Below are 21,939 nucleotides of genomic sequence, written 5' to 3'. Positions count from 1 at the left end.
ACCGTTTGCAACCATACTTCATCGAATTTATGCATAAACCATATTCTCATGTATCTTTCAATGCGATAAGTGATTATAGAAAACTAAAAACACTTATCGAAAATTCCTGCTTCACGATTCTCTTCCGCAATAAGCAGCGACTACCGATGCCATGGCTTTTGCACTGATCAACAAGCTTTTTTCATCGATTTCAAATTTCGGATGGTGGTGCGGATACCACTCTTTGCCTGCTGGCTTCGCACCTACATAGAAAAAGCAGCCGGGCTTTTCTTGAAGATAATAGGCAAAATCCTCAGATGGCGGCTGCGGCAACGTTTCCTCTACCGCTTCCACTTCCGGAATTGCGGCTTTTATCAATGCTTGCCGTACCCGTTCGGTCACTTCCGGATCATTATACAAAACGGGATAATCATTATTGTATTCCAAAGTTGTCTCCACTCCGAACGAAGCTTCAAGCCCTTCAGCAAAACGCTGTATTTCCGCTTCGACCAATCCCCGGGAAGCATGCGACATCGTCCGCACATCTCCCTCCAATGTCACCGTGTCTTTGATGACATTGAACTGGCCTTTGCCGTCAAATGAACCGATGGTCACCACTGCGGTATCAAAAGGATCCATCCGTCGGCTGATGATGGTTTGGCAGTTCATCACAAATGAGCTCGCAGCCACAATTGCATCATTCGCCATATGCGGAGATGAGCCATGTCCGCCTTTCCCTTTCACGGTGAGCTTGAAACGTGCTCTCCCGGTTTGGGCATTGCCGCTTCTATAGAAAATTTTCCCCGTCTCCATCGTTGACATCACATGAATTCCAAACACTGCGTCGACGCCTTTTAGCACTCCCGCTTCGATCATGCCGATTGCACCTCCAGGCGGCATCTCTTCTGCCGGCTGATGAATAATTTTAATGGCCCCCGATAAGTCCTTTTTTAGTTCTGCCAAAGTTTCAGCAAGTACGAGCATATAGGCCGTGTGCCCATCGTGGCCGCAAGCATGCATAACGCCTTTATTTTTCGAAGCGAAGGGCAGATCGGTTTCCTCGGATATCGGCAACGCATCGAAATCAGCCCGGATAGCAATTGTCTTCCCAGGTTTTCCGCCTTGGACGGTTGCCACAATTCCCCGGTATCCACCAACATTCGTTTCCACTGAATCGACGGGTACCTCTTGATAAAAGTCTTCAATATAGGCAGCAGTCTCCTCTTCTTCAAAAGACAGCTCAGGATGTGCATGAAGATAGCGACGAATTTCGATAATCCGCTGTTCTTTCTGGTCTAATCTCCTCATCAATTCTTTAATTACCATATAAACCACTCCTCTCTTTACCTCTACCCGTTCTTTGGAAAAACCATCCGTCTTTAACTTTCTTAAAATAAAAATAAGCCGGGCCATCTCCACTATTGGAGAGCCCAGCTTAAATCATTTAGCAGTTTTCACTCTGTATCTTGAGTATTTATAAGACAACCCGATTACTCCAAGGAGCAAAGCAAAAACGAGAACATCCGATAAAACGGTGAAGTTCAGAACCAGCAAAAACAAAGCTGCAATTCCAAAAACAGCGATAAAGCAGCGCTTCAACCATTGAAAATGATAACGGAAACCGATTAATGTCGACACGCCGCCGATTAGGAACAGCGACCACATGATCGACTGATTTCCTGGTGCGGCATTGATTGCGATATAGCTCAAAGTAATGGCCAGAGACGTCAATACGACATCCTTGTTGCCCTTATAGAAACGGAGAAGCAATAAACCGATAAGGAAACTAAAAATCGCTTTCATGCTATATTGCACGAAAAAAACGTACCCGATATTAAGCAGCGTAATTAAGGTAACTAAGATGAGGCCAGCCCCACCTGGTTTTAGCCGTTCCCATACTTGCAGAAATAGCGCAAACCATGCCACGATCAAAATACCGAAAATCCATTCGCCCCCGAACCAAAGCTGGGACAGTTCACTAAACGCATAGCCGCCTAAAATAGCCATTGCATACATCATAAATGCTTTCATGCCTTATCAACTCTTCCCTCTTAGTTAAATCTTTTCTTCTGTCGGTTTCATAATACGTCCAACAAGATTTACGGTGTCTTTCTTCACATTTAATTATACGCTGAATTTTCATCTTTCATATACAGTTCCGGGAAATAAATGATTTCAGATGAGAAGAGGCTTGAAAAACAGCAAAAAGGGTAGAAAGCTCTTATAGCTACAATAGGAAGGTGAATCGATATGGGAGAAGCATTGTTATGGGGAGGCATTGCAGGGGCTGCCAATTTGCTGGGCGCGATCATTGTTTTGCTGGTCTCGCTTCCACAGCGCTTGATCGCATACATAATGGCGCTCGGAACGGGTGCTTTAATCGGGGCCGTCGCATATGAACTATTAGGAGAAGCAATGGAAATCAGCGGATTGACCCAAATCGCTTTAGGATTTTTAGGCGGAGCTGCAATTTTCACTATTTTTGATATCATTATCAACAATCGAGGCGCCCGTCATCGCAAGCGTTCGGGCCATGGGAAAGATTCCCCGGATGGACCCAACTCAGGCATCGCAATTTTTATTGGGACCATCATGGATGCTATTCCGGAAACAGCCATGATCGGCCTTGCACTAGCTAGCGGAAACGGCGTCAGCGTCGCTTTGATCGCGGCCATTTTCATCAGCAATTTGCCCGAAGGCATTTCAAGCACCTCCGGCTTAAAGAAAAGCGGATTCAGCACAGCCAAAGTAATAGCGATGTGGACATTCGTCCTTGTCGCATCCGCGCTCAGCTCTTTGGCCGGCTATTCCTTGCTTGATCAAATGTCAGAAGACAGCCAAGCCATTCTCTCATCCTTTGCAGCTGGTGCCATCATCGCCATGATTTGCTCCACGATGATGCCGGAAGCATATGAGAAAGCAGGCCCGATTGTCGGATTCATCACCGCATGCGGCATTTTCATCACATTATTATTGCAATAAGAAAAGCGCAGGCAGCTGTTTAGCCCCGATAGGCTTTAGGCAGTATGCGAGGCGCAAGTAGTTTCTTATACGAAAAAACGGACCCCTTAAGGGGTCCGTTTTTTGTTTGTTATTCCGTTTCTTCATTTAAATCAGTTTGGTAATTGTATTCAGAAGGGTCGATAGGCGTGAATCCTTCTGGAGCATAGAATCTCAACAAATCGCCATTGACGATTTCGTCAGATAATTGTAATTTGAGATTGCCCTGGTTTTGGAGTTCTTCTGCTTGTACCTGCTTGCTTTCATCAATCGGCAAGCCGGTTTTCGGATCATAGAACACATCACCGATCGAGTAGATTTCTGGACTTGCATAGTCGCCATTTCGGAAGGTCACCAGTTCTTTATGCTCGTCCGATAATATGTCGGTGCCGAAATGCAGGTAGTCTTGGGTGTCGATTCCCAGCAAATGCATCAAGGTCGGAAGCAAGTCGATCTGGCCGCTGAATGTGTGATCGATTCCGCCTTCCATTCCTGGAATGTGGATAAAGAGCGGCACACGCTGCAAGTTCGTATTTTCTACAGGTGTGATTTCTTTCCCTAGCACCTGTTCCATCGCTTTGTTGTGATTGTCTGAAATTCCGTAATGGTCGCCGTACATGACGATCATCGTGTTATCAGCCAAACCTGATTCTTCAAGGTCTGTGAAGAATTGTTCAATCGCTTCATCTGCGTAGCGCGCTGTCTGGAAATAATTATCCACGCTTGCATCGCCTGTTGTGCCTTTGCCGATTGTCGTCAATTCCTGGTCGATATCATAAGGGAAATGATGCGCAACCGTGATGAATTTCGTATAGAACGGCTCTGGCAAGGTTTTTAGGATATCCATGGATTGGTCAAAGAACGGCTTATCCATTACACCGTATTCTGCCATATCCCCTTCTTCAAGGTCTGTGTAAGATTCGATATCAAAGAAGTTGTCGAATCCGAAAGATTTGTAGACTTCGGAACGATTCCAGAATGTTGCATTATTGCCATGGAAAACGGCCGATTCATAGCCTTTGTCTTTCAAGATTGCCGGTGCCGCCTGGTAGGTATTCTGGCCTTTTGTAATATAAGCCGAGCCCTTAGGCAAACCGAACAAAGAATTCTCTAACATGAATTCCGCGTCTGAAGTTTTCCCCTGCGCTGTTTGATGGAAGAAGTTATCGAAGTAAAGCGTGTTCTTCTCTTCAATCATCGAATTCAGGAAAGGCGTCACTTCTTCGCCGTTCAATTCATAATTCATCAGGAATGTCTGGAATGATTCCAGATGCAAGTAAACTACGTTCATTCCTTCAGCTGCCCCGAAATACTCTTCATTCGGCGAAGCATAATTGGATTTTGTATAGTTCAAGATTTCCGTTACATCGTCGCTGTCCGCCATAACGCGCTGCGAAGAGGATTTCAAGCTTTCTACCGTGTCATACAGGGCGTAGTTGTACATCCCCAAATATTTCACGATATAGCTTCTATCAAAACCGCGCGTCAATAATTGCGGGCGGTCGCCTTCTGCCATCGCCAAGTTCAAGAATGAAATGGCTAATGCAGCGGTGATCATCGGAAGGACCACTTTGGTTCTGAAATTGGTTTTGTCTTTCTTGAAGCGTTTCGAAAAGACCAAAACGGCCAAGAAAACGACATCCACAAAGAACAAAACATCCCATGGTTGAATGAGTGTCATGACACTGCCGCCCAAATCACCGAAGTTCTGTGTTTGGAATAAAGTCGGAAGCGTGATGAAATCACTGAAGAATCGGTAATAAACCGCATTTGCGTACAGAAGAATCGTCATCAGCGTATAAATGACCAATAGCGAGAAATACTTCCGTGTCCCTTTGAAAAAGAACGATAAGCTCAAAAGCAATAAAGCGGAACCGAGTGGATTGATAAACAGCAGGAATTCCTGCAAAAATCCATCGACGTCCAATTTAAACTGCGTTTTTTGCGAAATATACGTTTTCATCCAAAGCATGACCACCGCGAGTATATAAAACGGGATAAACTTATTGAACGTTTCTCTATCAATTTTTTTGAATTTATTCATATTGCACCTTCTCGTTGTTGAGGATTATTGTAATGGCAATGAACCATTCCAGTTGAAAAATGTCTCTTGTAGTTTTACAAAGAATGACATATTCTATTCTACTAAACTTTGGGTAAGAATGACAGTTTAAAGATTCTTCTCACAATGGGTCCACTACTAAAAAGACGTAACCACACCATGGAAAGTTTCAAATCCGGCGAGATTTCTCAAGATGAAAAAAACCGCCCTGCAAATTGCCCGAGCGGATTCCTCTTATCTATTCAAATGGCGGAGGTTCCGGAATGTCCGGATCTTGGATGAGCCGATGCGTCCCCTCTTTCAAATTAAATTCCAAGGCATCGAATTCCACGCGTTTCGGATCGATGGCCGGCCCACTAATATGGCCGAAAGGATAAAAAGTCAGTATCGATGCATTCGGGTCCAAGCCTCTGAGCGATGCGGTCCACTCAAAATCTTCCGCGGTCAGGGCATCTCCCGGGGTACTGCCGCCATTGAACGGCATTCGATAAACATTTCCTAAATCGTCTCCTGCGATCAATTCGGCTTCAACGAAATTGCCCGCTTCAACAATTGCCGGATCCACTAATTGCTGATAAGCGATATTGACAGCAATGTCCGTAATGGTCAATTCCTGCAGGTGGACAGTCACTCCGTCCGATGATACTTTTTCATCCAGGGTAATCGGTTTTTGAGCCAATTGCTTCACCGCAAATTCAAATTTCCAATCTCCGGCAATCGCTTTTTCTTCCGTGAAAAGAACTTGCGGCTCCCAAACGACATTTACAACTTCGGCATCTTCATCGAGATGGGTGATTTCTGCAATCCCTGCAATGACTCCGTCAATCACTTCCGACTGCATTCCGCCAGTCGGTCCGTCAGCTTCGAGCAGCTCCGGGAAACTGGACAGATAAGCCGAGCTGTCTAATGGCGCTTCAGAAGCGACTTGATACGTAAAAGTCAATTTGGTGCCATCATAAATCGCTTCATCAATGCTAATGGTGATGCCATTACTTGTCTGTATGAGTCCGACATCTTCACTAAATTGGTCAAATGCTGCAACGCCATGTTTATTTTCTGCGAATATCGAAAAGACATTTCCGATGACAGGCAACTGAGCCATGTAATTGGCAAGTGCCGGAGCGGCTGACAATGTGGCTGCCGAAATACCGGCTACAAGAACGACGGTTGCCACCGCTGGCATCCAGCGATTCCGGCGTTTCACTTTAACCGGAGCGGCTGCTGTTTCCCAAAATGATTCTTCGATGATTGCATCCAGACGCGCTTCTGGAACTTCGATTTTCTCTAAAGCTTGTTTAATTGAATTCTCTTTGCCATTCATCTGCATACACTCCCTTCAAATCTCTTTTCAGCATCGCAAGTCCCCGGTGAATCAGGGTTTTCACTGTACCTTCCGGGCATTCCATAAATTCAGCAATTTGCTTTACCGTGAAATCCTGATAGAAACGAAGCATTAAAACCGTTTTGTATTTTTCCGGCAATAACCCAAGCGCCTTTTCCATATCCAATTGCTGGGCAATATCCATGGAATCAGTGGGGGCTTTTCTCTCTTCCAATTCATCCAGGACAATCAGCTTTTTATTCTTCTTTAATAGCGCCAATGCTTTATTGATGCAAATGCGTGTCAGCCATGTTGAAAAGTAAGCCGCTTCTTTTACTTGATGCACCGATTCAATTGCTTGAAGAACGGTTTGTTGGAAAATGTCGATTGCATCTTCTTCATTTCGCACATATGTAAATGCCATGCGGTACAATTTTTCTTTTTCATCTTTCAATAAATGCTGGAGTGCCAGCCGGTCGCCTTTTATTGCCGCTGCAACCATCTCCTCATCGTGCTGCATCCGCCTCATCCTCTCTTTATTCATTAGAGTCCGCAGCTCTTTAAAACGTTTCACTCTTTTTTAATTTCCAGTAAAACTTTACCATTCTTTAGAGAGTTTACCTATTACTTGTTTAAAGTTCCTATTATTAAAGGCTTTCCTATTTAGGAATATAGAGGGAATTCTTTCCCGGCAGCGAAACTCTATATATAGAAGAAAAAGATTATTTGGGGGAGAGAAAATGACCAACACCAAAAATGTCGTGGCCTATATTCTGCAAGGCGTCGGCTTGCTTATTATCGTGATTAATCTATTCCGGGCGATAAATTCCGTTGAATGGCTTGGTGGACAAGCCGCTTTTGAAATTTTCCTTCAAGGGGCCATTTACGGATCGCTGCTTCTCGGTTTCGGAGAAGTCATCCGTTTAATGCAAGGGTTGTTCAATCAGCGCGAGCCGAAAATCGATGGTGAAATATCTGTCCCATCTGGCGGGCACCGGGCATTATGGCAAGCGGATGAAACAGTTGTCAGTGAAGCAGCCAAACAAAAAATTACCGATTTCTATGCCAAGCAACAATTGGAATTCGACCGGCTCGAAGCGACGCCTTACGAAGGCTATGTAATTGTCTATCGCGGCGAAGGTCGCGAAATTATCGATTTAAATGGCTTCAAACCGGAAATCTTGTCCGACCAAGAAACAAAAAATCATCCCGATTTGAAAAACTTATAACGCCAAAAGTAAAGCAATGTTAAAAGCCTTCGCTGCAATGAAGGCTTTTTTGTTTTCTATTGAATGGCCAAATCTAAAAATTGGCTAAAGCAAAAGCAATATAAAATTATACAAAATGCCGTTCAAACTAACCGAGTGAAAAAAGTTTCGGTTTTCTAACTAAATTCGAGCATTCAAATTTGTTTTTTATTCATATGCGGGATTATGATATGAACATCAAAAAACAAATCGAAAGAAATGGCAGGGTGAAGTTCATGAATAACAATGGAAAAAGCAATATTAAAGTGGTCATTGGCGGTCTTTTATTAGCCATTCTTGTTGCATCAATGGACAATACGATCGTTACAACTGCACTGCCATCGATTGTCGGCGAGCTTGGCGGCGTCGACAAATTCGTCTGGGTCACTTCTGCATACCTTGTGGCATCGCTGGCAGGGATGCCGATTTTCGGCAAGCTCTCAGATATGTACGGCCGGAAACGATTTTTCATCTTCGGTCTCTTGGTCTTCATGATCGGTTCGATTTTATGCGGGACAGCCGATACCATTAATGAATTGATCATCTACCGGGCAATCCAAGGAATTGGCGGCGGTGCATTGATGCCAATCGCCTTTACCATCATGTTCGATGTCGTGCCGCTTGAACAACGCGGCAAAATGAGCGGCATGTTCGGTGCCGTTTTCGGGATTTCGAGTGTTTTCGGTCCATTATTCGGCGCTTACATTACCGAATACATCAATTGGACATGGGTATTCTTTATCAACATTCCACTTGGGCTTATTGCCTTTATCATGGTCGCGTTCTTTTATAAAGAATCCGTTGAGCGCAAAAAACAAAAAATCGATTGGCTTGGCGCCATCACCTTGGTGGGTGCCATCGTTTCCCTTATGTTCGCAGTTGAACTTGGCGGCAAGGAATTCGCTTGGGTATCCGCTCAAAGCTTCAGCCTATTTGCCGGATTTGCTGTGCTGGCACTGGTCTTTGTTTTTGCAGAGCGCCGTGCAGACGAACCGGTTATCGATTTCACCATGTTCAAAGAACGTTTATTTGCAACTAGCGGCATTATCTCCATTTTCAGCGGTGCTGCTTTTATCACAGCCTCTGTTTACATTCCATTTTTCATCCAAGGAGTGCAAGGAGGAAATGCTACGAATTCCGGCCTTGTCTTATTGCCAATGATGGTGGGCTCTGTAATCAGCGCGTCTGTCGGCGGTGCACTAATGGCGAAGTTCGCTTACCGCAATTTCTTAATCCCAACACTCGCGCTGCTGACTTTGGGCATGATTTTGCTTGCCACTTTATCAATCGATACGTCCCGTTTCATGGTCATCGTCTTTATGATCATTGCCGGAGTCGGCATCGGAGCTTCGTTCTCTGTCTTGCCTTCCGCAGCGATCCATCCATTTTCCGTTCGTCAGCGCGGAGCTGCCACTTCTACCGTCAGCTTCTTGCGTACTTTCGGGATGACCATCGGCATTACGGTTTTCGGCATCATCCAAAGCCATGTATTTGCTAATCGCTTAACCGAGCGTTTTGGTGCTGACGCAGCTAACTTTTCAGGAGATTCCCGCGCCCTCCTTTCCACTGAAGCCCGCGGCAATATCCCTGCTGAAGTGACAAACCAATTGACCGAAGCTTTATCATCTTCGATTGCGAGCACGTTCCTCTGGGCGATTGTCCCAGCTGCACTTGCACTCGTCGTAGCCTTTATGATGAGCAAAGAAAAATTGGGTGACCAACTAAACTAAAGCATAGAAAAACCCTGCCGGACACTTGCTTGTGTCCGGCAGGGTTTTTAAATTGGCCGCGAATAGCGGAGAGACACTTGCCGTTCTCCCGTTTTCGTTTCTTCGGTTTTCTTTCCTTGGAGTTTAAAACCTCTCGCTTCATAGAATGGAATGCCGAGTTGATTGCCTTCTTGAACCGACACCCATTGTTCGCTTGCCCCTTGCGCCGATTGAACTTGAGTTAAAGCTTCCAAAAGCAGCCGGCCGATTCCTTGGTAACGGAAACGTTGATCCATATACAAAACGAAAACTTCGCCTGTACCGGGTGCTGTCATACCGCCGCCAACGACCCCCGCCACTTCCTTTCCAACCAGTGCAATATGCGAATAAACGCCTGCACGCAGATCCTCTCTGATCCGTTCGGGGTTATACCAAAATGCAATGTTTTGCCTTTGATATTCTTCGCTTAGTTTCCCTTCGACTGTTTGCCGCCATCCTATGGAACAAATTTCCGAAATCTTTTCTGCATGTCTGGCTTCCGGTTTTTTAATTTCGATTTCCATCTCATCCCCCGCCTCTCTTTTCTTCTAAACTTAGCATATCAAAATTCTTTCTAGTGAGAGAAGGACGAAAAAAGAAATGCAAAAAAAACGCACTCTATTCAGCAGAGTGCGCTTTTATTGTTCATCTTTTATTCGATTCTTAAGGGTTGATCAGTTCGGCATAAACGACGAGCCGTTCTTCCCTCGTCCCCCGTTCATAATTGAATTCGCCTGAACAAGTAATCAAGACCAGTTCCGGAGTGGACCGGTAGCCGAATATATCTTTTACATCAGCTAAGTCCAGCTCAACGGACTCCATTGCGTATACTTTGAACTTCAGCTCTTTCTCGCCACCGGCAACCGTAATTTCGTCGCCAGCTTTAAGGTCGGCCAAGTCCCAGAAGATGGCTGGGCCATCCACTGCATCTACGTGCCCCCGCTATCACAGCCCGTCCATTTTCCCCAGGCAGGTATCCCGGTTCAAACCAGCTGACTTCATCCGGTGTTTTCGGGACTGCCATTCGGCCGTCTTTTTCTGTACCAAGAGGCAGCACCTCTGCCTCAATGCCGATTGCCGGAATGGAAAGCGTTTCCGGTTGAATGCCTTGATTCAATGAAAGGGCATTGATCGGATTTTCTGCTGGCGTTGTCTTGGTCATTTCAAGCGTTTTGGCAGGCTGCGGCTGTTTTGTAGTAAATCCCACATCTTCCGTGCGTTCACTGACTTCATCTTCTTGCGCCTGGCAACCTGACAGGAAAACGAACGAACCTACTAAGAACAAGAAGAATTTAGTTTTGAAACCGTTTTCTTAAAAATACACCACTGCCAGCTGCTGCGATTGCAAGTGCTCCTGCTACAAGAACCCAGTTCATTTGGTTTTGTTCAGGTGTTCCAAGGCCAGTTGTCGGCATGCCATCTGGTGAAGCGGCGCCTTCGTAATCAACTAAAGCCAAGACTTCAAGTGAATCCGCTGTGTTTACTGCAAATACGCTGTATACTGTATCCGCTTTTAACTCAGTTCCTTCAAGCGGCAATACTTGTGTGCCATCCGGCAAACGGATTTCCAAGTCGTAAGTTCCTGCATCCAATTCCATGTAGTCTGTGATTCCTGGGAATTCAGCTCCGCTGAATACTGCGTCTCCGCCGATCAAGCCTACATCAACAGCTGGTGCATCTGGAGAAAGGTGGCCGACACGAATTTTTGTTTTGCCTTCAGTAACAGACATTGAATCTTCCGCTACAACAAATTCAAGTGAATCGACTGTGTTTGCTGCTGCAACTGTATAAGCTTTTCCAGCTTCTACTGTCAAATCTGCTTGTAGAACTGCTGAACCTTCTGCATACTCACTGCCTGCTGCAAAAACTTCTACATTATGTGTACCAGCTGGAACATCCAGGTAGCCGGAATCCGCTTTAAACGGTACATCTTCCAATGTCAAATCGCCATTTACATAGACATCTACTGCGGGTGCATCCGGTGAAGCGTGTACCACTCTAACTTTCGCCATATCCCCGGCAGCCATAACTCCCGATGCGAGCAACGATAATACCAATACCATTGCGACTGACATTGAAACAAAAATCTTCTTCATGTTGACCTCTCCTCTTTCCTGCATAGTATTTGTATAATTAATATACAACTTATTTATACCCCATGTTATCTCGAATTAAAACTATTTAAACTCGGAATTTTAACTTTTTTTTCAGTTTTTTTATTAAGCGTTGGTATCACTGGGTTTTTACTTTCAACTTTTTTGAAAGCGTGTTCTTTTTCCGCTGAACTAACATAGGATTTGGACAGGTGCAAGAATATAAACTTAGGAGACTAAAATTTTTGATTCACTGTCAAGGCAATGGTAAGCTCTTCTTCGAATAGAATTGAAGGAGGAATTTTCATGACAGTTAAAACGTACCGAGAAATCCATTTAATCAATCGTCCGGAAGGAACACCGACAGATCAGGATTTTGCCTTTGTCGAGAAAGACATTCCTTCCATAAAAGAAAACGAATTATTATTGAAGACTTTATATCTCTCCGTCGATCCTTATATGCGCGGCCGGATGCGCGATGTAAAATCGTATGTCGCACCTTATAAATTAAACGAGCCGATGAACGGCGGTGTATTGGCAGAGGTCCTGGATTCGAAATCAGATCGCTTCCAAAAAGGGGATATCGTGACTGGTACGCTGAACTGGGGAGAATACAATATCGTCCAAGCGAATGCGGTCCAAAAAGTGGATCCATCCATCGCACCGATCACGACTCGCCTCGGTGTACTTGGCATGACTGGCCTCACTGCATACTTCGGCCTGCTTGATATCGGCAAGCCGCAAGCCGGCGAAACGGTTGTTGTTTCCGGAGCTGCCGGAGCAGTCGGTTCCATCGTTGGGCAAATTGCAAAACTGAAAGGCGCGCGTGCTGTCGGGATTGCAGGGTCTGATGAGAAAGTGGATTACCTCGTCAACGAACTCGGTTTCGATGCTGCCGTCAATTACAAGAAAGACAGCTTTGAAGACGATTTGAAAAAAGCGGTTGCCGATGGCGTAGACGTCTATTTCGATAACGTCGGCGGCCCCGTTTCCGATGCCGTCATTCTGGAACTTAACCGGAATTCGCGTGTTGTCTTATGCGGAACCATTTCTTCTTACAATAATCCTGCAGAAGACCTTGGACCGCGCATCCAGTGGAAATTCATCACGACCAGCTCGATGATGAAAGGCTTCACGCTCGGCGACTACGCATCTGAACTTAAGACTGGCGCAGTTGAGATGGCCAAATGGTTCCAAGAAGGCAAGTTGAAATACGAAGAAACCGTCGTTGAAGGCTTTGACCAGACACTCGAAGCGTTCCGCGGTTTGTTCGAAGGGAGCAATCTTGGAAAACAATTAGTAAAAGTCGCCGATCCGGAAATTGCGAAATTATAATCACAACGTTTAAAGGCAAAGCCGATGTTTTACGCATCGGCTTTGCCTTTTTTGTCTATTGGAAAGTAAATCTTTGCGATGTGAAGCAATATTTCTTAACTACTAAAAAAAAAACAGCCGCACTTTCACTGTGCGGCTGTCATTTCTTCGATTCTTCCATCGCTTTTCGCCATCTCACGACTTCACGCTCTTCGATTTGCTTCGCAAGAATTTCATCCCATGTCCCACTCAAAGTATTCCAGATGCGGGCATAAAATAAGTCTTGCTTGGAATCATAAAGCTGAAATTCAATGCATGGAATAAAATCCGTTTCTTGTTCGATGCAGCTTGTGACATCGGTCGCGATGACTTGGAAGCCTTCTTCCTCCGGAAAGACCATTTCACTCAATAGCAATTGCTGCACGCGTTCTTTATTCAAGGCAGCTTTTTTGAAATAGCGATAAAGCGGCATTGTCTCACTCGCTTCCGGATGTTCGTTTTGTGAAGCGAGGGCATACTCGTCATGAACGGAACTGAACGACATCACCGTGTCGTCCCCTTCCATTTCTTCATCAAAAATCCCTTTCTCAAGATAATCAAAGCCTTTTGCTGTGAGGCGGTATCCGCGTTTCTCCAATTGGATCAGTCCGGTGCGCTGCATCTTTTCCATTAAATCGCGGATGAATAATTCTTCGACAAGCAATAACTCCGCAAGATTGGCAGCTCTGTGAATCTCCGTTTCCTGAAAAGCAAACAACAGCATCTTCATCAAGACATCCATCTTCAGCCGTTTCACCCGGCTAAAACCAAGGTCGTATAAAACGATCGGCAATTTCCACGTCTGCTGTTTGATAACCGAAACATCGGAATTCGCTTCGAGATTTGTCCGAAGTTCTTTCATCAACCTCTCCACATTCTCACCCCCTGCTGCTTTCCAATACTTTCAAGCCATTTTTTCGCTTAACCGTTTCAAGTACATGCTTGTACATCTGTTTTGTTTCATTTTTCTTTGCCCGCTTCGTGAACATGTCGGAACTTCCCACCAACACAAGCAATTGCTTGGCGCGTGACAACGCGACGTTCAAGCGGCGGTAGTCTTTTGCAAAACCGATATCGCCATGCGGATTGTGGTTGTTCCGCACCATGCTGAGAAGGATGACTTCCATCTCGCTTCCCTGGAAGCGGTCGACCGTTCCTGTGCGGATCGTCAAATGCGGAAGCCGCAATTCCTGGTCGATCATGCGCTGCAGGCGCTTGACTTGCTCGCCGTAGAAGCTGATGACGCCGACGCTTTTCTGATAGGCAGCATCCAGTCTTCCTGCTTGCTTCGCTTCTGCCACAGCTTGATCCATCTCCACTAATAACCCCGAGATCTCTTGAAGTTCGGCAGGGTTATACAAACTCTTTCCACCGCTCATCCGTTCTTCAAAGTACGCCGATTCATTCGGCAGATCAAGCCACATCAAATGATTGCTGCGGGACACTGTTTTGGATTCCAGCAAGTGGTCGCGTTCGCGATCTGAATCTTGGAGCCCGCATTGCAATTGTTTGTTTTCCAAGCGGTAAAACGGCGCAATCGTCTCCATGATGTCTTCATGCATGCGGTACTGGATGGCAAGCATTGTTTTATTGGCTTCCGGCAAGTTTTTGTACAAACGCTCAAATAACGATTCTTCCAGCAACTTCTCGAGTTCGCGCTTTTCTTCGAAGCCGCTGTTTTCTTTGATCATTTCTTCCAGCGTTTCTTCCAAAGTATCGTTGCCGAGAAGCGGAGGCAATTGATGGTGATCGCCGACGAGGATAACTTTTTTGCCTTTTAGCATCGGCAGCAGTAATTCCGGCGGCGTCGCTTTCGACACTTCATCGATAATGACCACATCAAACACCGGATAATTGTCGATGAAATCTTTTCGTGCTGAAGCCACGCAAGTCGTGCCGATCACGTTGGCATGCTTGATGTACAATTTGCGGATCTCGTCCAAATCGTGCTCGTTCGCCCCTTCCAATAAATCCAGCCATTTTTTCTGGACCGATTGAAGCATCGGGAGATTCTTCATTTCCTGTTTGAACGATTCTTTCTCAAATGACAAGCTGGCCAGTTTTTTCGCTGTTTCCTCGTATAGTTGTTCAGGATTGGCCGACAGAATTTCTGCCAGCGCACCAATTTCTTGCTCTTTCTCAGAAATAGCCTCTTTCAATCGGGCCATCTCATCCCTAATTCCAACAATCCGGGCATCATTTTTTTCCAAAGCAGTTGTTTCATCCATAAGTTTCTGTTTAGCCTCTGCCAATTGTCCTTGCGCTTTTTCAATACGCAATTTTTCATTTTTCAACTCGCCCAGTTCCGCTTTCCGCTCCTGGATCGCCCCTTCGATATCGGAAGGAAGATAAGCGGCATTCGGCATTTGTTTGAATTGCTGCTCCACAGGCGCCATCGCTTGCTGCAGCTTTTCCAGCTGTTCCTGCCATTTGCGGTCAACTGCTGTGTATTGCTCCTGCTGCTTCACCAATTCCGCAGCTAAAGCGGTTTTCAGCTGCTGAAAAGTCCGTTTCGATTCCTCGATATAAGCTTCAGCCGTCTTGAGCTTCGCCCCTCTTCGCCACAAATTATTCTGGCGTTTATAAAGTCCGGCAAGCGCTTTTGACAGAACTGCTGAATCGGTTCGCTGCGGACCCTTCAACAACTCCCGGAGCTTTTCCAAAAACGAATCGACTTGCGCTGATGTATACACTTCAACAGAGGCTAACGCATTTTCTTTCAGCTTTGCCAAATCCATTGAAGCAGACGCCAACAACTTCTCCACATACGAAATCGCAGAAGCAATGCTTTCGTTGTACTTGCTGAGTTTTTGCCATTCATTAATTCTTTCACGTGTGACTTCGAGCTTATTGATCGCGTACGTAATGGCTGGCGTTTCTTCGATTTTCTGTTCGATCATAAACCGGTTCAGCCCATCGACTTTTTTGATGGTTTCCACTTCATCAATCAGGGCTTGCTTTTTCTTGATGACCGCCCCTACTTGATTTCGCTTATCGAAAACCAGGCTGATTTCCTGTTTCTTTTGCGCCAATTCCTGTTCAAGCTCTTGATGCTTTCGCGCCCGCTCCAATTGGCTGATTTCATCCACAATGCGCTGCTGTTGTTCCTCAAACCAATCTGGTGTTTTTTGTTCAATATACGCCTGATTTTCATTTATCGTTTCCTGAAGAGCTTGCATTTTCCGCTCGATTTCCTGTTTTTGCTGTCCGGCTCCTTCACCGAGCCCTTCAAATGACCGCCATTTTGTTTGCGCCTCTTCAAGCTCTTTTTGAAGCTGTCGATTCTGTTCTTGCGCCTTTTTCTTTTCTTCGATTTGAATCGCCAGTTTTTCATAAATCGGCTGTGTTTCCAAATACGCCTGTTCATTCGCTACCAATTCGCTTTCCAGCACCGCTTCCCGGTTTTTCCGGATTTCATACTGCGCTGATACTTCTTTCAGCGTATTGTCTTTCCAATACTGTCCGACGTTTTCCTCGATAAACTTCTTGCCTTCTTCTTCGATGCTTTCCGTCCGGCCTACACGCAGAATCCGGATGTCTTTATTCACGAGCAGTCGACCCAGTGCATTATCGACCGCTAAATTCGACTGCGAAGCGACGAGCGTTTTCAAGCCTTTTTTCGCATTCTGCAAACAGATTTCCGCAATGACCGTGGTCTTGCCGGTTCCCGGCGGCCCTTGAATTACATACAAATCGTCCGCCGCAACAGCACCGGAGACTGCCCGCTGCTGGAACTCATTCAGCCGGTTGTGAAATTGCAGCTTATCGATTTGCTGGAGCGGATTCACGGGCGGTTTTTCTTCAAATAAAAGACGGTCGAGATTCGGATTGACTGCCAAGCCTTTTTCCAGATTCGTAAATCCTTGGCGCAGTCTTCTGATCTGGCTGAGCGCGGCAAAATTGCTGAACACCACTTCTTTTTTATTCAATGTATGGGCTTTTTCACGCATTTGTTTGACCGCATAGTTTTGAAGTTCGATTTCTACGGTGCGGTTCGCTGCTTTTATGACGGTACCGACATCGCCATCGATTCCCGTCAGCCTTACACTTAAATTCCGCAGCGACTTCCATTCCGTGTCTTTCATCTGGCAGCCTGTCAGCGTTATGCGGCTGAAATCATGGCTGAATGCAAGCTTTGTATAAGAAGTTTTGATATCCGGAATATCCATGCCGCGTTCCTGGATCTTCAAATAGCCTTCCCAGCTCGAAATCCGTTTTTTCACGTATTCCGAGCTTTCTTTCGCCGGCGTCATGCGATTGATCATGTTGATCAAAGCGACCGGAGCCGGTTCGCGTGAATCAAGGAAAGTGATAGACGCTTCCCGCTGCCAGTTCGTCCCGAGCGTTTGATACACTTTTCGCAGCGTCACATTCGTCACCAGCAAACGATGATTCGCAAAAATGCAGTGAAACACCACCAATTGCCCCAATTCTTTTGTCGACAGCCGTTCGTTTTCCGCCTGGTCAAAAATCAACGCAACCGAAAGAGAACCGTCCGTCGCTGCCGGATAGCGTTCCAGAAATACCTTGAAAGGACGGTCCACAACAAAAAACGAGCGTTCGCTGATGCCGAACCCTCTCATTTTTTCCGAAGCCGTATTCGTCATTCGTATAGAAGTTTTATATGCATTTGCTTTTGCCTGACTCATTTAATCACCTGTTCTTAAAACTAAAAAAATCCACCATTCGCCAATCTTGCGGCTCATCAAAATTCCAGCCTGCACGAGTTGGTCATCTTCTAATCATATCATTTATTGATAGATTTCTGCTTGTTTATCTTGTGAATTATTTTAGAAAGCAACAGCTGTTTTGAATAAACGCAGTTCGCATAAACCTAGTGCTCATTTTAGGTGAAACTCGTACTCACTAACGAGCATTCCATACAAAAAAGCAGGTCCATTTGGATTGGACCTGCTTCCTCAATTACTTCACTTTAATGACAATCTTCCCTTTCGCATGATGCGTTTCACTCGCAGCGTGCGCATCCTGCAAATCTTTTGCAGAAAATCCGTAAGTCTCCCCAATGACCGGCTTTAACTTGCCTTCTTCGTAAAGATCCGCCAACTTCCGCAGCTTTTCACCTTCCGGCTGTAGGAACACATAGCCGGTTTTGACGCCGTGCTTCTTGGCTGTTTCTTCATCCGGCGGCTGCGCAATCGACACAAGCATTCCGCCTTTTTTCAAGACATCGAAACTTTTTTCTTGAACGTCCTCTCCCAAGGTATCCAAGACAATATCAAAATCCTGGATCACCTCTTCAAACGCTTCTTCTTTATAATCGACAACTTGGTCTGCTCCCAATGATTCCAACAGCTCTTTGTTTTTGCTGCTGGCGGTTGCTGCCACATAGGCACCAAAACTTTTAGCGATTTGGATGGCGTTCGTCCCGACACCACCTGCCCCTGCATGCACCAATACTTTATCGCCTTCTTTTACGCCGGCCACTTCAACCAGGCATTCCCATGCAGTCAAACCTACTAACGGAATCGCTGCACCTTCTTCGAATGTCATCGCATCGGGCATTTTCGCAAGCAAATGCTCTTCCACCGCAATAAATTCGGCATAAGTCCCTTCTCTTGTAAGTTCAGGCCGCACGAATACGCGGTCGCCGACTTTGAAATCCTTCACGTCTTTTCCAATTTCAACAATGACTCCCGCTGCATCCCACCCAAGGATGATGGGAAACTCAAAAGGCTGCATCTCTTTCAGATACCCCTCCCGCAGTTTCCAGTCGATCGGGTTAATCGAAGTCGCATGGACTTCAAGCAGCACTTGATTGTCTGCCATTTTTGGCATGGGCATATCTTTTTCTTTCAGTTGTTCTTTTCCACCGTACGCTTCAATTACGATTGCTTTCATCTGACTCTCCCCTTTCCTCCTTTCTCTTTTCCCCTTATTTCATTTTCAAACACCGCTATTATTTTTTATCAGAATGATTGACAAAACGAACATAAGGATATATGGTTATACACATAAGTATACAACCATATATCCTACACAAAAAAGGAGGTGCATCCATTGAGCAGTCCATTCGATTCGAACAAACCCATTTTTCTTCAAGTCCGTGAATTGATCGAAGACCAAATTGTGAATGACCAGTTAAAAGAAGGCGATCAAGCGCCATCGACCAACCAACTTGTGAGTTTCTACAAAATTAACCATGCGACCGTTTCTAAAGGCATCAATCAATTAGTGGATGAAGGCATCCTATTCAAAAAGCGAGGGATTGGCATGTTTGTAGCAGAAGGAGCAAAAAAAAGATTGGTAAATCAACGCAAAAAAGCTTTTGTCGACAATTACGTTGTTGGCTTAGTACAGGAAGCGAAGAAACTCGGCATTTCCCAAGAAGAAATTATTGAACTGATTAAAAATGCGAAAGGAAGTGACACATGATGGAAGCTCATATCAAATTGGATAACGTGACATTGAAATTCGGTAAATTTGAAGCGTTGAAAGATTTGTCATTATCACTCGAATCGAATCGGATCCACGGCTTGATCGGACGAAACGGCGCAGGCAAAACTTCCCTTCTGTCTTTAATCGCCGCTTTTCGTGAGACAACGGAAGGGCAAGTTTTCATTGACGGTGAACCGGTATTTGAAAACGCCGATAAAATGCTGCAAGTATCTTTTATTTACAACAAAGACTACAAAGAAGAATACGAGAAAATTCCGCAGTATCTTGAATTTCCGGAATATTACCGGCCAAATTACGATAAAGAATATGCCGACTATCTGCTGAAACGATTTAAACTCCCATTGGATAAACCGATCAGCAAATTGTCGAAAGGGATGCAGTCCGCGTTGAATGCCGTCATCGGACTGGCGAGCCGTTCCCCGATTACGATTTTTGATGAAGCTTATGTAGGCATGGACGCACCCGCGTGAAATCTTTTACCAGGAAATTCTGGCTGATCAGGCGAAGCATCCTCGTACGTTCATTCTTTCCACTCATTTAGTATCGGAAATGGATTATCTGTTTGATCAAGTCGTCATCATCGACCAAGGCCGCCTCGTGTTGAACGAAGATTACGAAACAATCGCTTCCGCGGCGCTTCTATTACAGGTGCAGCGGATCAAGTCGATGCATTTGTCGCCGGATTAAAAGTTTTGAACGAACAAAAGCTTGGCGGTACGAAATCCGTAATGGTCTACGGCGCTTTAAGTGAAGAAGACCAACAAAAAGCGCAGCAACTCGGCTTAGAAATCGGCCCGGTTTCCCTGCAAGATTTATTCATCCACTTAACAGAGGAGGCACACTGATATGAAATCGGTCAAACTCTATCCGAAAATCGCAAGGGATTCTTTCTTGGAACAATTCAAATGGAGCATCTGGTTTTTCTCATTCCTGACACTTGCCCATGTCATCGGCATGTTTATCGCCAATCGCAATGACGCAAATGTGGAAGGATTCTTCGTCTTCTCCAGCTACTCAGCCGCCATTTTCATGCTCGTCTGTGGAATCATCGCTGCTTTCGGCTTCATGGCGTATTTCGTCCAGCACGGAATCAGCCGAAAAGATATGTTCTTCGGAGTGATCATCGGCGCTTTCGGACTCGCAATTGCCGTCACTGTGGTGCCGCTTGTTGTCCATGCCATCGAACACCTTATCGCCAACTTCATCTCCATGCCTGTGAAATCAGACAGCCTAACCATTTTCGAACGGACAAGCGGCTGGTTTTCTGCCATCGGGGTCTTCTTCCTGAACGTGTTCACTTATTATTTGGTCGGCTGGCTGATCGGCATCGGCTATTACCGCTTTAATTGGCTGATTGGACTCGGATTTGTGGGACTCGCGATCGTGGCCCTCAGCTTGAACGGATTCTTCTGGGGAGAAGCAGGCTTAAGCACCATCATTCCTTGGATTCCGTACATTCCAACTGAAGCAAGCTTGCTGATGTCCGTGATCGGTTCGCTCCTTTTAATTGCCGTATTGATCATAGCTACCCGCATGCTGACAAAACGCATACCGATTAAACTGTAATAAATTAAAAACGAGTTTCCCCTGGATAAACTTCATCCCGCGGAAACTCGTTTTTTCCCTATTAAAGTGCACGCTGCTGCCAGTCCTGCAGCACAGCCTGTTCTTTTTCCGGATCCATTCCCGCTTTTCGTTCAGCCGTTTCCCGTGTCATTTCCCATTCACGAGTGGCGCGAATAGTGTCACTGAGCGGACGGAACCTTAGTCCGGTTTGCACGGCTTTTCGGATATCTACTCCGAGAAAGCCATTCATATACATGCTGTCCGGAATCCAAAGCGGCAATTCGGACCAGCCTTCCACTTTGTGGCCCAACAGAAATTGCTCATCCACCCAAACAAAATCTGCATCGCTCTTAAGAGTGGCCTTGCATTCCTCCAGGAATTTTTCCATCGTCAATGCGGATTCGGGTCCGGTCGCATTGAATGTGCCTGTCCGTTGTTCTTCGACCAGCCGGAGAATCCAATCCGCCAAATCCCCGACATCGATAAACTGGATTTCCTTGTCTCGCCGCCCCGGCGCCAACACTTCACCGCCCTTATCCACGCGATTGACCCAGTACGTAAAACGATCCGTAAAATCATAAGGCCCGACGATAAGTCCCGGCCGGATATTCAGGGCACCTTCCGGAAACGCACGTTCCACTTCTTGCTCACACAAAAATTTCAACTCACCGTAATGTTCATTGATGGCAGCTTCCGCCTCTTTCGTTTTCAACTCTTCCAGCTTGTCCGCTGAAATCTGGCCGACTGCGTGTTCTTCATTTATCCCCGGAGATTCTAAATCGATGTAAACCGATGCGCTTGAAATGAATGTGTAATGTCCTACGGATTTTGCCAGCAGTTCCGCAGATTCCTGAACGGACCATGGAAGATAGCCGGATGTGTCAATAACGGCGTCCCATCTCCGCCCTCTCAACGCTTGTAAATCCCCGTACCGGTCGCCGGTCAACTTTTCCACTTCTGGAAACAAATCCGGATTCGCTTTTCCTCTATTGAACAAGGTCACTTCATGGCCGCTGCTCAGAGCCGCCTCGGTCAGAAATCTCCCCAAAAAACGGGTCCCTCCAAGGATCAAGATATTCACATACACTCCTCCTACAATTTACTGAATGAAAAACGATCTGCTTTCCTGCTTCTTTAATTCTGCAAAAGCTCC

Annotated in this window: 19 protein-coding genes and 1 pseudogene; 7 read left to right on the top strand and 13 right to left on the bottom strand. The window is 45.7% G+C overall.

Features of this window, described 5'->3' with window-relative positions; all coding sequences use genetic code 11:
- Nucleotides 1-111: 111 nt before the first annotated feature.
- Entirely contained in the window at nt 112-1,305 is a 1,194-nt protein-coding gene (locus tag L0M13_RS04165) for a M20 family metallopeptidase (RefSeq protein ID WP_235198425.1), read from the bottom strand.
- Between the two features lie 114 nt (nt 1,306-1,419).
- Nucleotides 1,420-2,010, bottom strand: coding sequence for a hypothetical protein (locus L0M13_RS04160; RefSeq protein ID WP_235198424.1), 591 nt, complete (start codon nt 2,008-2,010; stop codon nt 1,420-1,422).
- Nucleotides 2,011-2,229: 219 nt separating this feature from the next.
- Here L0M13_RS04160 and L0M13_RS04155 point away from each other — a divergent pair, with 219 nt between their 5' ends.
- Complete coding sequence (locus L0M13_RS04155; RefSeq protein WP_235198423.1) at nt 2,230-2,961, top strand: ZIP family metal transporter; 732 nt, start codon at nt 2,230-2,232, stop codon at nt 2,959-2,961.
- Nucleotides 2,962-3,070: 109 nt separating this feature from the next.
- Here the strand turns inward: L0M13_RS04155 and L0M13_RS04150 are convergent, their stop codons facing one another.
- The 3 genes from L0M13_RS04150 to L0M13_RS04140 all read right to left on the bottom strand — a co-directional run bounded on the left by L0M13_RS04150 (nt 3,071) and on the right by L0M13_RS04140 (nt 6,882).
- Complete coding sequence (locus L0M13_RS04150) at nt 3,071-5,023, bottom strand: lipoteichoic acid synthase (RefSeq protein ID WP_235198422.1); 1,953 nt, start codon at nt 5,021-5,023, stop codon at nt 3,071-3,073.
- Nucleotides 5,024-5,279: 256 nt separating this feature from the next.
- A complete protein-coding gene (locus tag L0M13_RS04145) occupies nt 5,280-6,362 on the bottom strand; it encodes a DUF4179 domain-containing protein (RefSeq protein ID WP_235198421.1) in 1,083 nt (360 codons plus the stop codon).
- Nucleotides 6,337-6,882 (bottom strand): sigma-70 family RNA polymerase sigma factor, encoded by a 546-nt coding sequence (locus L0M13_RS04140; RefSeq protein ID WP_235198420.1) that lies wholly within the window; start codon nt 6,880-6,882, stop codon nt 6,337-6,339. The genes L0M13_RS04145 and L0M13_RS04140 overlap by 26 nt, the downstream gene beginning before the upstream one ends.
- Nucleotides 6,883-7,102: 220 nt before the next feature.
- On the opposite strand from L0M13_RS04140, the gene L0M13_RS04135 reads away from it, so the two are divergent.
- Nucleotides 7,103-7,591 (top strand): hypothetical protein, encoded by a 489-nt coding sequence (locus tag L0M13_RS04135; protein WP_235198419.1) that lies wholly within the window; start codon nt 7,103-7,105, stop codon nt 7,589-7,591.
- Between the two features lie 254 nt (nt 7,592-7,845).
- Nucleotides 7,846-9,339, top strand: a complete 1,494-nt coding sequence (locus L0M13_RS04130) for an MDR family MFS transporter (protein ID WP_235198418.1) — start codon at nt 7,846-7,848, stop codon at nt 9,337-9,339.
- A gap of 47 nt (nt 9,340-9,386) precedes the next feature.
- Here L0M13_RS04130 and L0M13_RS04125 read toward each other — a convergent pair whose 3' ends face one another.
- The 4 genes from L0M13_RS04125 to L0M13_RS04110 all read right to left on the bottom strand — a co-directional run bounded on the left by L0M13_RS04125 (nt 9,387) and on the right by L0M13_RS04110 (nt 11,453).
- Entirely contained in the window at nt 9,387-9,881 is a 495-nt protein-coding gene (locus tag L0M13_RS04125) for a GNAT family N-acetyltransferase (protein ID WP_235198417.1), read from the bottom strand.
- A 139-nt stretch (nt 9,882-10,020) separates the two neighbouring features.
- Nucleotides 10,021-10,281 (bottom strand): class F sortase, encoded by a 261-nt coding sequence (locus tag L0M13_RS04120; protein WP_235198416.1) that lies wholly within the window; start codon nt 10,279-10,281, stop codon nt 10,021-10,023.
- Nucleotides 10,241-10,642, bottom strand: a complete 402-nt coding sequence (locus tag L0M13_RS04115; RefSeq protein WP_235198415.1) for a class F sortase — start codon at nt 10,640-10,642, stop codon at nt 10,241-10,243. Before L0M13_RS04115 ends, L0M13_RS04120 begins: the two co-directional genes overlap by 41 nt.
- Before the next feature lie 7 nt (nt 10,643-10,649).
- Nucleotides 10,650-11,453 carry a DUF4397 domain-containing protein gene (locus tag L0M13_RS04110; RefSeq protein ID WP_235198414.1) on the bottom strand — a complete coding sequence of 268 codons (804 nt, stop codon included), beginning with the start codon at nt 11,451-11,453 and terminating at the stop codon, nt 10,650-10,652.
- Between the two features lie 303 nt (nt 11,454-11,756).
- On the opposite strand from L0M13_RS04110, the gene L0M13_RS04105 reads away from it, so the two are divergent.
- On the top strand, nt 11,757-12,785 hold the full coding sequence (locus L0M13_RS04105; protein WP_235198413.1) for an NADP-dependent oxidoreductase: 1,029 nt from the start codon (nt 11,757-11,759) through the stop codon (nt 12,783-12,785).
- Nucleotides 12,786-12,924: 139 nt separating this feature from the next.
- Here the strand turns inward: L0M13_RS04105 and L0M13_RS04100 are convergent, their stop codons facing one another.
- From L0M13_RS04100 to L0M13_RS04090, 3 genes are all read right to left on the bottom strand, one after another.
- Nucleotides 12,925-13,677, bottom strand: a complete 753-nt coding sequence (locus tag L0M13_RS04100) for a hypothetical protein (protein ID WP_235198412.1) — start codon at nt 13,675-13,677, stop codon at nt 12,925-12,927.
- A 4-nt stretch (nt 13,678-13,681) separates the two neighbouring features.
- Nucleotides 13,682-17,452, bottom strand: coding sequence for a DEAD/DEAH box helicase (locus L0M13_RS04095; RefSeq protein ID WP_235198411.1), 3,771 nt, complete (start codon nt 17,450-17,452; stop codon nt 13,682-13,684).
- Nucleotides 17,453-17,726: 274 nt separating this feature from the next.
- Nucleotides 17,727-18,662: an NADP-dependent oxidoreductase gene (locus L0M13_RS04090; protein ID WP_235198410.1), complete on the bottom strand. Its 936-nt coding sequence runs from the start codon at nt 18,660-18,662 to the stop codon at nt 17,727-17,729.
- A gap of 159 nt (nt 18,663-18,821) precedes the next feature.
- On the opposite strand from L0M13_RS04090, the gene L0M13_RS04085 reads away from it, so the two are divergent.
- The 3 genes and pseudogenes from L0M13_RS04085 to L0M13_RS04075 all read left to right on the top strand — a co-directional run bounded on the left by L0M13_RS04085 (nt 18,822) and on the right by L0M13_RS04075 (nt 20,786).
- Nucleotides 18,822-19,196 (top strand): GntR family transcriptional regulator, encoded by a 375-nt coding sequence (locus tag L0M13_RS04085; RefSeq protein WP_235198409.1) that lies wholly within the window; start codon nt 18,822-18,824, stop codon nt 19,194-19,196.
- Nucleotides 19,196-20,065 (top strand): annotated as a pseudogene (locus L0M13_RS04080) (ATP-binding cassette domain-containing protein). Before L0M13_RS04085 ends, L0M13_RS04080 begins: the two are co-directional and overlap by 1 nt.
- A 1-nt stretch (nt 20,066) precedes the next feature.
- Nucleotides 20,067-20,786, top strand: coding sequence for a hypothetical protein (locus L0M13_RS04075; RefSeq protein ID WP_235198408.1), 720 nt, complete (start codon nt 20,067-20,069; stop codon nt 20,784-20,786).
- Nucleotides 20,787-20,847: 61 nt separating this feature from the next.
- Here the strand turns inward: L0M13_RS04075 and L0M13_RS04070 are convergent, their stop codons facing one another.
- Entirely contained in the window at nt 20,848-21,867 is a 1,020-nt protein-coding gene (locus tag L0M13_RS04070; RefSeq protein WP_235198407.1) for an NAD-dependent epimerase/dehydratase family protein, read from the bottom strand.
- Nucleotides 21,868-21,939 lie beyond the last annotated feature (72 nt).

The organism is Planococcus sp. 107-1, assembly GCF_021513255.1.
Lineage (GTDB): Bacteria > Bacillota > Bacilli > Bacillales_A > Planococcaceae > Planococcus.
The sequence above is the reverse complement of the archived record's forward strand: the minus strand, read 5'-3'. Positions and strand labels throughout refer to the sequence as shown.

Bases quoted from the DNA above. Each gene is read 5' to 3' on its own strand.
- L0M13_RS04165 (WP_235198425.1), bottom strand. From the start codon at position 1,305: ATGGTAATTAAAGAATTGATGAGGAGATTAGACCAGAAAGAACAGCGG.
- L0M13_RS04160 (WP_235198424.1), bottom strand. From the start codon at position 2,010: ATGAAAGCATTTATGATGTATGCAATGGCTATTTTAGGCGGCTATGCG.
- L0M13_RS04155 (WP_235198423.1), top strand. From the start codon at position 2,230: ATGGGAGAAGCATTGTTATGGGGAGGCATTGCAGGGGCTGCCAATTTG.
- L0M13_RS04150 (WP_235198422.1), bottom strand. From the start codon at position 5,023: ATGAATAAATTCAAAAAAATTGATAGAGAAACGTTCAATAAGTTTATC.
- L0M13_RS04145 (WP_235198421.1), bottom strand. From the start codon at position 6,362: ATGAATGGCAAAGAGAATTCAATTAAACAAGCTTTAGAGAAAATCGAA.
- L0M13_RS04140 (WP_235198420.1), bottom strand. From the start codon at position 6,882: ATGCAGCACGATGAGGAGATGGTTGCAGCGGCAATAAAAGGCGACCGG.
- L0M13_RS04135 (WP_235198419.1), top strand. From the start codon at position 7,103: ATGACCAACACCAAAAATGTCGTGGCCTATATTCTGCAAGGCGTCGGC.
- L0M13_RS04130 (WP_235198418.1), top strand. From the start codon at position 7,846: ATGAATAACAATGGAAAAAGCAATATTAAAGTGGTCATTGGCGGTCTT.
- L0M13_RS04125 (WP_235198417.1), bottom strand. From the start codon at position 9,881: ATGGAAATCGAAATTAAAAAACCGGAAGCCAGACATGCAGAAAAGATT.
- L0M13_RS04110 (WP_235198414.1), bottom strand. From the start codon at position 11,453: ATGAAGAAGATTTTTGTTTCAATGTCAGTCGCAATGGTATTGGTATTA.
- L0M13_RS04105 (WP_235198413.1), top strand. From the start codon at position 11,757: ATGACAGTTAAAACGTACCGAGAAATCCATTTAATCAATCGTCCGGAA.
- L0M13_RS04095 (WP_235198411.1), bottom strand. From the start codon at position 17,452: ATGAGTCAGGCAAAAGCAAATGCATATAAAACTTCTATACGAATGACG.
- L0M13_RS04090 (WP_235198410.1), bottom strand. From the start codon at position 18,662: ATGAAAGCAATCGTAATTGAAGCGTACGGTGGAAAAGAACAACTGAAA.
- L0M13_RS04075 (WP_235198408.1), top strand. From the start codon at position 20,067: ATGAAATCGGTCAAACTCTATCCGAAAATCGCAAGGGATTCTTTCTTG.